General features: G+C 48.4%; 11 protein-coding genes. 2 read left to right on the top strand and 9 right to left on the bottom strand.

Annotation, left to right across the window (positions count from 1 at the left end; all coding sequences use genetic code 11):
* Window positions 1–258 precede the first annotated feature (258 nt).
* A complete protein-coding gene (locus D0A37_RS16405; RefSeq protein ID WP_242715918.1) occupies window positions 259–1,161 on the top strand; it encodes a pantothenate kinase in 903 nt (300 codons plus the stop codon).
* 102 nt (window positions 1,162–1,263) lie between these two features.
* On the opposite strand, the gene D0A37_RS16400 is transcribed toward D0A37_RS16405, so the two are convergent.
* From D0A37_RS16400 to bcp, 3 genes are all read right to left on the bottom strand, one after another.
* Window positions 1,264–2,070 carry an alpha/beta fold hydrolase gene (locus D0A37_RS16400; RefSeq protein WP_242715915.1) on the bottom strand — a complete coding sequence of 269 codons (807 nt, stop codon included), beginning with the start codon at window positions 2,068–2,070 and terminating at the stop codon, window positions 1,264–1,266.
* Window positions 2,071–2,229: 159 nt separating this feature from the next.
* On the bottom strand, window positions 2,230–2,685 hold the full coding sequence (locus D0A37_RS16395; protein ID WP_242715913.1) for an NUDIX hydrolase: 456 nt from the start codon (window positions 2,683–2,685) through the stop codon (window positions 2,230–2,232).
* A gap of 77 nt (window positions 2,686–2,762) precedes the next feature.
* Window positions 2,763–3,236, bottom strand: a complete 474-nt coding sequence (bcp, locus tag D0A37_RS16390; RefSeq protein WP_242715911.1) for a thioredoxin-dependent thiol peroxidase — start codon at window positions 3,234–3,236, stop codon at window positions 2,763–2,765.
* Between the two features lie 829 nt (window positions 3,237–4,065).
* Between bcp and D0A37_RS16385 the strand changes: the two genes are divergently transcribed.
* Window positions 4,066–4,257 carry an Asl3888 family RNA-binding protein gene (locus D0A37_RS16385; RefSeq protein WP_190738786.1) on the top strand — a complete coding sequence of 64 codons (192 nt, stop codon included), beginning with the start codon at window positions 4,066–4,068 and terminating at the stop codon, window positions 4,255–4,257.
* 100 nt (window positions 4,258–4,357) lie between these two features.
* Here the strand turns inward: D0A37_RS16385 and argH are convergent, their stop codons facing one another.
* The 6 genes from argH to D0A37_RS16355 all read right to left on the bottom strand — a co-directional run bounded on the left by argH (window position 4,358) and on the right by D0A37_RS16355 (window position 11,825).
* Window positions 4,358–5,743, bottom strand: coding sequence for an argininosuccinate lyase (gene argH / locus D0A37_RS16380; protein ID WP_242715909.1), 1,386 nt, complete (start codon window positions 5,741–5,743; stop codon window positions 4,358–4,360).
* 288 nt (window positions 5,744–6,031) lie between these two features.
* Window positions 6,032–6,271, bottom strand: coding sequence for a hypothetical protein (locus D0A37_RS16375; RefSeq protein WP_242715907.1), 240 nt, complete (start codon window positions 6,269–6,271; stop codon window positions 6,032–6,034).
* Window positions 6,261–7,748, bottom strand: coding sequence for a PP2C family protein-serine/threonine phosphatase (locus D0A37_RS16370; protein WP_242715905.1), 1,488 nt, complete (start codon window positions 7,746–7,748; stop codon window positions 6,261–6,263). Before D0A37_RS16370 ends, D0A37_RS16375 begins: the two co-directional genes overlap by 11 nt.
* Before the next feature lie 566 nt (window positions 7,749–8,314).
* The gene (ftsY, locus tag D0A37_RS16365) at window positions 8,315–10,072 is read right to left on the bottom strand and encodes a signal recognition particle-docking protein FtsY (protein ID WP_242715903.1); all 1,758 of its coding nucleotides are present in this window, start codon (window positions 10,070–10,072) and stop codon (window positions 8,315–8,317) included.
* Between the two features lie 121 nt (window positions 10,073–10,193).
* Window positions 10,194–10,826, bottom strand: coding sequence for a transcription antitermination factor NusB (gene nusB / locus D0A37_RS16360; protein WP_242715901.1), 633 nt, complete (start codon window positions 10,824–10,826; stop codon window positions 10,194–10,196).
* Window positions 10,827–11,099: 273 nt separating this feature from the next.
* A complete protein-coding gene (locus D0A37_RS16355) occupies window positions 11,100–11,825 on the bottom strand; it encodes a DUF502 domain-containing protein (RefSeq protein ID WP_242715899.1) in 726 nt (241 codons plus the stop codon).
* Between the last annotated feature and the right edge of the window lie 254 nt (window positions 11,826–12,079).

Here is a 12,079-nt window from a genome sequence, read left to right as displayed (position 1 = left end):
TTACCCCGCCAACAGCCCCATCGCAGCTACCAGGACTTTTGGAATATCTTAAGACATTATAAAGGATGCAGCCTGAGCAAAGCAATTATTTGCTTTACAAATATTTATATTTATCAAGTATGCGCTCTGCAGGCGAGAATACTAATTGGCGCGCCATAGAACTTGGTCAGATGTCAAATAGAGTTAACTGCCCGGTTAATCGAAGAAAATTAATATAAAATCTATCTTTAGTTCAATGTTTGTGCGCGCTCGATCAACATGGAAAACTCAATTACCGACAATTTTCGTTCGCCAGCAACCAGCGACAACATTACTTCGGGAGCGAAAGGTAAAGGCCAGATTAAAATAGCTTTGGCGATCGGCAATTCTCGGCTGCACTGGGGATTATTTGCGGGCAAAACTCTGGAGAAAACATGGGATACACAGCATCTCAATGCTGATACTGTTTCCCCGCTCTCCCAGCAGGAAAAGGCCGAATATTTGGTGCAAACAGTAATGAGGTCGATCGAGGAAGCATCTTCTCAAAATCTCCTTTCTCTTCCTGCTACTCCCGCTTTTTCTAGTCCTCACACACTTTCTTTAGTGCCACTGCCTCTAATTTTGGCCTCAGTAGTTACCCAGCAAACAGCAATTTGGCAGAGTTATCCTGATGTCCGAATTATTACTTTAGACCAGTTGCCGATCGGGGGACTCTATCCTACCCTGGGAATTGACAGAGCTTTGGCTGTACTGGGCGCTGGCAAGGAATTGGGTTGGCCAGTTTTACTTATAGATGCTGGTACAGCCTTAACATTTACTGGGGTTGATGTCAATAGGTATTTAGTTGGGGGCGCCATCTTACCAGGCTTGGGTTTGCAGTTATCGTCGCTCGGTAAAAAAACTGCTGCATTACCTTTAATCAGTTTACCACAAAATCTGCCGCACCGCTGGGCGAAAGATACTGCGGGGGCAATTCAAAGCGGAGTTGTGTATGCGACGGTGGCAGGAGTTAGGGATTTTATTGAAGATTGGCGGTGTTTGTTTCCTGATAGCAAAATTGCGGTCACGGGGGGCGATCGCACTATGCTTTTAAAATACCTCACCGCAGCCTTTCCTGATACAGCCGCAGGCTTAATTTACGCACCAGAGGCTATTTTTTGGGGAATGACTCATGAGTTATGAGTTATGAATTATGAGTCATTGTTAAGGGGGATGGGTAATGGGGAATTCTTCTTCCCTCTTCCCTCTTCTCTCTTCCTTCTTTCTTCCTTACCAATTACCAATTCACTTAGCAAATTCCCGAATATACTTAGCAACAACATCCGGGACTTCCTGCGGCAAATTGCTTCCCCCTGGACTAACCAATTGCAGTTCGGCATTAGGAGCTAGAGCAGCATAGGATTGACACAGAGACGAAGCTGCAGTGGTATCTTCAGAACCGTGCAACAGCAAAACAGGCGCTTTCAGCAAAGGCAAATTCTCATCAACTAATTCCGCTGTAATTTCAGCCTGCCGCCGCCGGAACAGCAACTGCACCGCAACTGGGGACTGCATCAACTCCTGTCTGAAATTTAGCAGTCCGTCAATCTTGTTTTGACTACCCAGCAACTTAGCAATTGGATAGATCGATCGCAGCCACCAAAAAGCCAGGGGTGGTTGGCCCATTAGCCAGCTAGCCGTCTGCCAGCGCCCGCGCCGGTTGCCAACCTTGACGCCTTCTGGGGCCAACAAAACCAAACCCTGAACTCGATCGGGATATTTGATAGCGTAGCTTGTGGCCACCCAACCACCCAGAGAGTGAGCGATTAAATAAACCTCTCGCAGCTTCAAAGTATCGAGGTATTGAGCGAGACATTCTACTTCCAGGTCGATCGAATAATGAATTTTCGGGCGTTCCGAGTCGCCAAACCCCAGCAAATCCGGTGCGAAGCATTGGTAGTAGGGGCTCAAATGTTCGATCGTCCGCAGCCACTGACTGCTGTCCTGCCAAGAACCGTGCAAAAATACTAACTTCGGGCCTTGACCGACTTCGTGCCAGAAGATTTGCCCTACAGAGAGTTTTACCCGAGAATTGCGTAGCGGTGAGTACATCCGGTTAAATATTTAGTAATAAAAATATGATTAATTTAATCTTCAGAGATTGTGAATTAAAGTAGGAAAACATTAAAAATTAATTCCACAGTCATCACAGACAATTTTTGACGGCGAGGTAATTTCCGACTTTTCTGAAAATTTGGATGCCCCGCCGATTTACGCCAAAGTTGTCAGGCCTTGAAAATAGTCCTGTAAGTGTTGGTCGTTATCGTGGCTGAGTGCGCCCTCCGGCAGCGATTCGGGCAAAAAAGCCTCAACCTCGCTGACTTCAAGGGTATCCTGAACTTGCATCTTTCCCTCTACCTCTGCCGCCACCACGATACAAATCGAGTGCAGGCGAGGGTCTCTATCGGCAGCCGAATAAACACCCACCAAGCGGCGGATTTTGACTAAATCGAGTCCTGTTTCCTCCGCTAATTCCCGGCGCACAGTTGTCGGAATATCCTCTCCCCAATCCACCATACCTCCCGGCAGTGCCCAGCGACCGTTGTCGCGGCGGCGAATTAACACAATTCGCCCGTCAGGCAATACGGGAATCACCGCAGTACCAGTGACGGGATGTCGAAAAATCAGTCCCAGCACAGTTTGTACAATTTGCCACAATCGACGCATAAACTCAAAAGCTTGTTTAGGAGATAGTAATTTCAGGCCTCCTAGCTTGCAGCTCCGGAGTCTTAATTTTTAATTTTTCATTCGCGCGAGAGGTCTGGCAAGTCTGCTAGGATCTCCGCCGCGTGAGTTTCTGGTTTGACTTTCCGATAAACCTTTTCAATCCTACCATCAGGGTCGATCGCGAAGGTCGATCGAGTAATTCCCATAAATTCTTTTCCCATAAATTTTTTGAGTCCGTAACAGCCGTAGGCGGTAGCCACTTCGGCGTTTAAGTCGCACAGCAAGGGAAAAGGCAGTTGATATTTAGCTGCAAACTTGGCATGGGCCCCGGCCCCGTCTGTACTGACGCCGAGGACTGAAATATTGCGCGACTCGTAGTCTGAGTGAAGATCGCGAAAGCCGCAAGCTTCTTTAGTACAGCCTGGGGTATTGTCCCGAGGATAAAAGTAAAGTACAACTCGCCGCCCTCGAAAATCTGCAAGGCTGACGATATTGCCTTGCGCGTCGGGCAGGCTGAAGACAGGAGCTACGTCACCGGGATAAATCGTCATCAAAAAAGTGGGTAGAAACCCCGTCCTTTTAGGACGGCTTTGTGTTACAATCTAATTGGTCAATGACCCACCCGCGACGATGGAGACATAAACCCTAACACCAAAGCTTGCAATGACTGCAACGGGGAAGAAAAATCGGTAGACCGGGAAAAGATGACAGGGCAATGGGCAGTCCACCCCTAGAATCAAACAACAAAGATTTTTGTTGGTATTCGACACATAAAACCGCAGGGCTTGCGGGGTTAGTCTGTGGAGCGAGCATAAGACCAAATCTCCTTGAGGGTGGAGGCCGCTGCTAAGAAGCAGAAAGGTTCAAGAAGTGATTCTTGGAATCACCGTGGCTTTAGGTCGGTGAGGATGTCAATTGTCGTATTTTGTCAAGAGTTTATAGAAGTATTCGGCAAGAGCGAAAACATTGCGTCCCATGGGGCCCGCATTCCCAGCGACTTGAATCCCCGTGTTATTTTTTCTGGGTCTTGTACCGGGTGTGCTATGATCGTCATCGGTCTAAAATTGAGTATAACTAGACAACGTAAAAACTTAACTGGATTAGTTGAGTGCGTAGTCACACCTAACGGTGTTGCGGTTTAGGGAAGCTAAATTTGAACAAAACCTAGCTACAGAAAGAGAACTGATCGAGTACGGTAGGGCATACCGGAATTTACGCTTGGGGAGAGGACACCTATACTTGGGCGGGAGCAATCCTGTCTCCAGTAAGTGGCTTCGGTGAACCAAGAATCTTAGTCACCAAAAGTGCACAGAGTGTCAAACTTAAGAATCCCTGGGCGTGAAAGCCCGGGGACTGTCAATGTTTATTAGTGAGGTCAGAATGGCTAAGCGCCGCAATCTCAAGAAAGAGAAGGCACAACGAAATCAAGCATACGCTCGCAAGTTTCGCAAGCGGAGAAATCAAGATATGTTCTCCAACAAGAGAAGACGATTTGACGGCGGCAACGGCGGTGGCATGGGCGCCATGAGTGGCGGCGGCAGAGACAAAGATATGGCTGCTGCTGAAGATTAATTGAGTCAGGCTATCTGCCGAAGTTAGAACCAGAGTGGAAAACACGATCGTTCTTTCGTAGAGATAGCCAGCCGGAATTCGTCCAATAATTCAACGATGTTTAGGCGAGTCGATCGCGCGCAGCGATAAGTGATTTTCTCACTTGTTCAAACCCGGTACCCCCGTAACTATTGCGAGCCGCCACCACTTGCTGAGGTGCGATCGCGCTGTAAATGTCTGTCTCAAAGGCTGGGTGCAAGTCTTTCCACTCCTCAAGTGTCAAATCTTTGAGGAGTTTGCCCCTCGAAAGGCAAGTTTTGACAACTTGGCCGACAAGATTGTAAGCTTCCCGGAAGGGAACGCCTTTGGTTGCCAAGTAGTCTGCTACGTCTGTAGCGTTAGAAAAGTCTTCTGTAACAGCGGCAGCGAGGATCTCGCCATTAAACTCGATTCCTTCGCGCAACAAAATTGTCATTGCTTCCAAGCAACCCTGTACCGTTCTGACGGTATCAAACAAAGCCTCTTTATCTTCTTGCAAATCTTTGTTGTAGGCCAAAGGAAGTCCCTTCACTACTACCAACAAGGCTTGCAAGTTACCGAACACCCGCCCCGCTTTGCCCCGCACCAACTCCGGCACGTCGGGATTTTTTTTCTGGGGCATGATGCTAGAGCCCGTAGCGCAGCTATCTTTGAGCGTAATAAATCCAAATTCGTGAGAAGACCACAAAATCATTTCTTCTGACAAACGGCTCAGGTGTACCATAATCAAGCTAGCTGCGGCGAGAAATTCGATCGCAAAATCTCGATCGCTCACTCCATCTAAGCTATTAGCATAAACCTTGTCAAATTGCAAGAGTTCGGCCGTATAATGTCGGTCGATCGGGAAAGTCGTCCCCGCCAGCGCGCCACAACCCAAAGGGGAAACATTCACCCGCTTGCAGATATCGCCAAGACGTTCCCAATCGCGATCGGTCATTTCAAAATAAGCTAACAAGTAATGAGCCAAGCTGATCGGCTGAGCGCGCTGCAAGTGCGTGTAACCGGGGATTAAAGTTTCTACGTTACGATCGGCAAGATCGAGCAAAACTCCTTGAAATTCCCGCAATTGCTCGCGAATTTCTGCGATGCGATCGCGCAAATACAAGCGAGTATCAGTGCCGGCTTGATCGTTGCGCGATCGGGCCGTGTGCAACTTTTTCCCCGCCTCCCCCACGATATCCGTCAGCCGCTTCTCTACTGCGAAGTGAACGTCTTCTGCATCAACTCCCGGAACAAAAAGTCCTTGGCGGTATTCGCGGCGGATCTGTTCCAAACCATTGACTAACTGTTCGCCTTCTGCTGCGGAAATAATCCCCGTTTTGGCCAGCATTTTAGCGTGAGCGACAGAACCAGTCAAGTCGTACTCAATCAATTCAATATCGAAGCCAATACTAGCATTGAATCGGGCGATCGCCGGGTGCAGCGCCGATTCAAATCTTTGACTCCAAGTTTTTTGTTGTGTTGTCATTGCTCAAGCTAAAACTAGATTATATCTCTCTTGCAGAAGTCTATAAAAACCGGTTGGTTGCAAAGACTTTAGTCCTTCTTCCGGTTTGTAGCCAGGACTTTAGTTCTACATCCCAACTTCGACTATAAAAAACTCAAGTCCTGACTACAAACTTTTTATACAACTTTTGACCAGAAAAAACTGAAGTCTGGACTACAAAATTGTGAAACTTTTGCTGCATCAGAAAAAAGTGAAGTTTTGGCTACAAACCTTTTTATTCCGTTCCCGATATCTTATTGGACAATAACTCTAACGAAAAATCCCTTTAAAGAACCAGCCAACAAAAATACCTATAAAAAAAGCTCCTATTTGACCAGTCGAAACAAAATTGTTCCAAGCTTTCTGGAAATTAGTAAAAATGTCGTAACTTTGGGCCAAAACCACCGTCGATATCAAATGAGATTTCAAAACTAACACGTGAGCGACATCGTTCCCATTAATCGAACTTGTTAATTCAGCAGTAATTTCCGGGATTAAATTAACTATCATGGTGATTTTCTCCTGCTAAAGGTGTTACCCTCAGTACAACCAGTGTCATGTCATCTTCGTTACGATTGCCGATGCCGATAAACTGGTGTACGCGATCGAACAAATAATCCAAAATTTCTTCAGACTGCTGATAATTTTGACAGGCCCACTGAAAAGCCGAGGTCAAGTTATCCTCATCAAACCGATCGCCCCTTTGATTAGCAGCATCGGTAAATCCGTCTGTGTAATAAATAATAGTATCTCCTGGCTGCAATTGCACTTGGGCTTCTTGGTAATGCGAATCAGCATCCAGGCCAATTAACATTCCCTCCAAAGTATCAAGCTGAAGAATCGAATTAGTTGCAGCTTGCCACAGCAAAGGCGGGTGGTGAGCAGCATTGCTGTAACACAGAACGCGAGTTTTCGGGTCATACTCCGAATAAAACAGAGTCACAAAACGGTGGGAATTTTCCAAATCCGCGTGCATAACCCGGTTTAAATGTTGCAAAATTCTCGACGGCGAGTGGCGGTTCAACACCTCCGCCCGCAGCATACCCCGTGTCATCGTCATCAACAGGCCAGCCGGTACTCCCTTGCCCATCACGTCGCCGATCACAATGCTCCAGCGGCCCTTGTCGATTTTGGACTTGAGATTTTTCATCAGGGATGGGGGCTGTTCCCCCCCCTCTTCCTTGCCGATCGGGTCATAGTCAGCGGGAATAAAATCATAATAATCTCCGCCAACTCTGCTAGCAGTTTGGCAGCGGGCTGCCACGTCAAGGCCGGGAATTTTCGGACAACTACGGGGCTGCAGCCGCAATTGAATTTCCGCCCCGATTTCTAACTCTCTGTCTAAGCGGTCTTTTTCCGCCAACTTAACAGTAAGTTCGTCTTTGCAAATAGCCACGGCGGTTTGATCCGCCACCAACCGAACTAATTTCTGTCTGCTGGGAGTCCAGAGATATTGCGGGTCACTGCTAAAAACATAAAGCCGTCCCCGCTCCAAATTGTTGACTAAAATTGGCGCCCCAAACAAATGAACATCCGGGCCCAAATAACGACCCACTTGCAGGTCAAGACTAGAGGTTTGCCCAGAGGTTTCCGAAAACGATGCAGCAGTAGCGCCTGCACCTGCTGTAGCTTGCCTGGTGGCGATTTCCAGCGCTTTTCGCATATCTTGGCACTGCCGTCCTTCCTGACAATGCAACTGCTGGAACCTGACTTGACCGTTGGGCTTGAACAGCACTAAAGCTCCCCCGTCGGCGTCGGTAACGCGAGTCGCCACCAAAGGCACCAACTCCAAAAATTGGTTGAGATTATTAAAACTGCGGAGGGCAAATCCCAGCGAACCCAACATATCTTGAACGTTGTGCTGGTATCGGTGCAACCGCGCCACCAGTTCTTTGAGGGCAAATACTGGCGTCGCGTCGGTAGAATTGCGACCAGGTGGGCGGTCAGCAGGTTGAGGTGAGGAGCGAGGCAAAGGCACAGCAGTCATTTTAAATTTGTGATTTTCTATCTTAGACGGAGGAGGAATGATTGAGGACTTAGGGGCCCCTTGAACAGAAACTCGTTTTTTTTAGAACAAGTAGTTTGGTTTGAGCAAGTAGGTTCGGTACTCGTACATTGGTATCAACTTAACTCTGAAATTCTTAAGCAATCTCGTTTATAGCTGAGTCTAGAGCCCCCTAAATCCCCGCCGCTTGCTTTACTTGGGGGGCCCCAAGACCGCAGCGGCTTCCATTAAGAAGGGGGACTTTAAGCATTTGCTGTCGCCCTTCTTAAGGGGAGGGGCAGGGGGCTCGGGAAGACTCTACAATCAGACAGCAGACTGATACTAAATTTGAGATTAATTTGACACACTACTGACGCTTTGAACCGAACCCAGCAAGAACAGAGCGAAAGTATTGTTTGTAGGTATTTAGTTTTCACTCGCCACCCGTGGCGATCGGCGCAAGTCCTGCGATGGTAGTTTGAGGTTAAGGATTTGAGATTTTGAAACTCTGTATCCGCCTCCAAAAATCGGGACGACCACAGATACCTGATCAATCTAAAATCTAAAATCTAAAATCTAAAATCGAGTAGGGCTTCCACAAATTCGTAACTAGAAAACGGGCGCAAGTCTTCGATGCTTTCCCCGACTCCAATAAACCGGATTGGCAGACCAAGCTGCTGCACTACTGCTAGGGCAACACCACCTTTAGCAGAACCGTCGAGTTTTGTCAATACTACTCCGCTTAATTTTGCCGATTCTGCGAACACTTCTGCCTGTCGCAAACCATTTTGACCCAGTGTGGCATCCAAGACCAGTAGAGATTCTACGGTAGCGCCTGGGGCTTTCTTATCTACAATGCGACGGATTTTGCTTAATTCGTCCATCAGATTTTTTTTGTTTTGCAGGCGGCCTGCGGTGTCTACGATCAGCAGTTCTGTGCCTCGGGCGCTAGCGGCGGCGATCGCATCAAACACGACAGCAGCCGGATCGGTATTTTTCCCTGGGTTGGCAATAATTTCGACGCCGCTGCGGGAACCCCAAACTTTCACCTGTTCGACGGCGGCAGCGCGGAAAGTGTCGGCGGCAGCAATGAGGGTTTTGTAGCCGGATTTTTGGGCAATGTGGGCTAGTTTGCCGATCGTCGTAGTTTTGCCCGCACCGTTGACTCCTACGATTAACCAGATGTTGAATGTGTCTTTTTCCGGGGCAAATGTCAGGCTGTAGGCGGGATTGCCGGCGGCGGTTTCGGCACAGGGAGCGTCGAGAATGTCGCGCAGGATGGTTTTGAGGTAGGCTAGAGCCTGTTCTGGCGGCAGCACTTCTTGTGTGAGTCTTTCTTGGAGGCGACTGATAATGATGTCGGTGGCTGCGACTCCGACATCGGCTTGCAGCAGCAAAGTCTCAATTTCGGCTACTGCGTCTTGATTGAGCGGGCCTTGACCGACGATCGCCTTTAGTCGATTAATTAAGCTGCGACGAGTTCTTTCTAAGCCTTTCCGCAGTTTTTGCAGCCAAGTGATTTCTTCAACTGATACTTGGTCTGGCCGGCGGCCTTGACTGGCTAAGATTTCTGAGGACCACAGGAAGCCTTCGTCAAAGGCGAAACCGGGAATTTCTTCGATAATGGCGGCTCTCTCGGCGGCGGCTGCAATTACGTCGGGTTCTTCAATTGCGGTTTCTTTGAGGCGTTCGATGCGCTCCATGCGATCGGCCTGAGCTCTGGCCCAAAACGGCAGGGCTTCCTCTGTTTGGCCGTCGGATGCGAGTGAGTCGGTTTCTACAACCTCCGTTGCAGGCTCGGCAATTTCTATATTTTCTGCTGTAACTTCTAATTTTTGAGCAATAGGTGCAATGTCGATCGCCCCGGCTGTGGGTTGCAGAGTTTCTGCAATTTCTGCTGGCTTGGCTGCATCGAGTTCCGAAACCTCGGTTGCTTCAACTGTTGCTGGTGCTGCAACTTCTGGAACTTCTGCAACAGTTGGTGCTGTGGGTACTGGTTCAAGTTCGATCGGCTCGGTAGCTTCAATAGTCGCCGGTTCTGCAACTTCTGCAACTGTCGCGATTTCTGCTTCGGCTGCTGGAACATCGGGCGCTGCTGTCTCGGAAACTTCTGTTTCGGGTTTTTGCTGTTTTTGAATATTTTTGTAAGCAGCTTTTGCCCAATTGAGATAATCTTCGGCTACAGCAGCAGAGCCTTGCTCTGTTGCATCTGTTTGAGGCTCAACCGGTGCGGATTTTGCCGACTCATCTTGCGGCTGTTCGGGGGTTGCCTCTGTTTCTGAAGATTTGCTTTCGCTGTACTGGCGACGAAACCAATTAAATACCATAGTTCATGGGGAATAGAGAATAGTTATTAGTCATTAGTCCTCAGTCCCTAGTGTAGAGCCGATTGCGGATTGCCAATCACTAATGACCAATGACTGCTGACTAATGACTACTGACTAAGGACTACTGACTAACAACTTCTGCCTTGATTTTATCGACTACTCGGCGGAGGACTCCGTTGATGAAGCGATGTCCTTCGTCACCGCTGTAGCGTTTTGCCAGTTGGACGGCTTCGTTGACGCTGACTTGTTCGGGTAAGCCGAGATATAGCATTTCGGCGATCGCGATTCTCATGATATCTCGATCGATCCGGGCCAACCGTTCTATTTGCCAGTCTACAAGGGCTTCTGAGAGCAATTCGTCAATTTGAACACGGTTGGCGCTGACTTTGGTCAGGATTTGCAAAGCATAGGTGCGGACATCTTGCTGGTTGGCTAGCTGGATCAGTTCTGGAAACTCCATTGCTGAACCGAGACGGTTGATTGCGGTTTGGGTGAGTTCGACTGCTTCCCGCACCATTGCTCTAGCACTTTGTATATCGGCGGCGCGGATTTCGCTCGCCAGCAGTTTGTCGCTACTCCGCTGCACTTCGGATGCTGCTGCTTCTAGGGATTCTTGAACTTCTGTTGTCAGGGTACGGATAGCGGCGAGGAGAACATCTTGCAGTTTTTTGGCTTCTAAGAGTTCTGGATTGGCCGGCAGTTGGCTGATGCCGAGGAGTGCGAGTTCGCGTGCTGTTTCGCGGGCTTTTTTCATAGTTTTTAGATAGGAATTGAGAATTTAGGAAGTTTTTCGATCGCGCGCGGACTTGAACTTTAGCAGAAAACTCGACTAAAAGCGGTACAAGACCAGCCGTCGGACTCGCCAGCGGCGGGTAGTTTACAGATAACTTCGCTCTCAAACCCAAAATTTATGCTCGAAACCGGGTTTCTGAGTATAGGCTTTCTCGCTTTGGGCTGGTTTTGTCGAAATATTATCTGCTATGGGGAAAGTTTACACGGTCTTACGAGCCACTAAAGAAGTCTTGGTTTAGTCTTCTTCGACTGGGACAGCCTGGTATCTTGATTCGGATACCAAGGGTTCGAGTGTTTTGCCCTTAATATTTTCGGGGGTTACTGCAATTGAGTTGTTGGGGTTGACGATGCCGCCGGAGATGATGACTTTAAAGGCATCTTCGATCGACATTGACAAATTGACTAAATCTGCTTCGGGGACGATAGCGTACCATCCGGTGGTGGGGTTGGGAGTGGTGGGGATGAAAATGCCGATCGGGGTTTCACCGGAAAGGTGAGGCGGGATATCCTTACTCTCGATCGTACCGGTCACAAATGCTAAAGTCCAAATTCCCCGCCGGGGATATTCCACTAACACCACGCGACGAAATTTGTCGTTTGAGTTGAGGATGGTTCCCAGCAGTTGTTTGAGGGTTTTGTAAACCGAACCCGCTAGGGGAATTGCCTGCAACACCCGTTCGCCAAAGTCTAGTAGCCACTTACCAAAAATGTTGCGGGCCATTAAACCGATGAGTAAGATGCTCAGCAGGGGTACCGCCAGGCCTACTAACAGATTTAGCAGATTCACCAAAATCGGGTGGAGTCCGTCAAAAGGGTTGATCTGCTTGGGAATTTTGGTGAGAAAATTGATGACCCAATTGGCGACGGTAATTGTCAGCCAGATGGTGGTAGCTAAGGGGATCACTACCAGTAGACCTGCGATCAGGTCGTTTTTTAAGTCTTGTTTGATGCGTTGGAGCACGGCGGGTCAAATCTCCTCGTAACTGGTTGCCAATAACCTGAATAAACCTGAGACTCAAGCAACTGCACGGGCTTTACTGGAAGTCACCATAGACGATCATCTTTAATTCTGCTAAACCCTACCCTTTCTTACGGGGAAGAGTTAAGGCTCGCCGGTGCTGTACCTCTATTTTAAAGAATTATTGCAAGTTGGCGCTTGATTTTAATATATGCGGGCTGTGCAGCAGCTCACCGTATTGTATATTTTAAGACACT

It is taken from the genome of Microcoleus vaginatus HSN003, from assembly GCF_022701255.1.
Lineage (GTDB): Bacteria > Cyanobacteriota > Cyanobacteriia > Cyanobacteriales > Microcoleaceae > Microcoleus > Microcoleus vaginatus_B.
This window is presented reverse-complemented; position numbering and strand designations above follow the sequence as displayed.

What these genes read in the sequence shown, in the direction of transcription:
- argH (WP_242715909.1), bottom strand. Translation starts at nt 5,743, where the DNA reads ATGACAACACAACAAAAAACTTGGAGTCAAAGATTTGAATCGGCGCTG.
- D0A37_RS16395 (WP_242715913.1), bottom strand. Translation starts at nt 2,685, where the DNA reads ATGCGTCGATTGTGGCAAATTGTACAAACTGTGCTGGGACTGATTTTT.
- nusB (WP_242715901.1), bottom strand. Translation starts at nt 10,826, where the DNA reads ATGAAAAAAGCCCGCGAAACAGCACGCGAACTCGCACTCCTCGGCATC.
- D0A37_RS16385 (WP_190738786.1), top strand. Translation starts at nt 4,066, where the DNA reads ATGGCTAAGCGCCGCAATCTCAAGAAAGAGAAGGCACAACGAAATCAA.
- bcp (WP_242715911.1), bottom strand. Translation starts at nt 3,236, where the DNA reads ATGACGATTTATCCCGGTGACGTAGCTCCTGTCTTCAGCCTGCCCGAC.
- D0A37_RS16375 (WP_242715907.1), bottom strand. Translation starts at nt 6,271, where the DNA reads ATGATAGTTAATTTAATCCCGGAAATTACTGCTGAATTAACAAGTTCG.
- D0A37_RS16405 (WP_242715918.1), top strand. Translation starts at nt 259, where the DNA reads ATGGAAAACTCAATTACCGACAATTTTCGTTCGCCAGCAACCAGCGAC.
- ftsY (WP_242715903.1), bottom strand. Translation starts at nt 10,072, where the DNA reads ATGGTATTTAATTGGTTTCGTCGCCAGTACAGCGAAAGCAAATCTTCA.
- D0A37_RS16370 (WP_242715905.1), bottom strand. Translation starts at nt 7,748, where the DNA reads ATGACTGCTGTGCCTTTGCCTCGCTCCTCACCTCAACCTGCTGACCGC.
- D0A37_RS16400 (WP_242715915.1), bottom strand. Translation starts at nt 2,070, where the DNA reads ATGTACTCACCGCTACGCAATTCTCGGGTAAAACTCTCTGTAGGGCAA.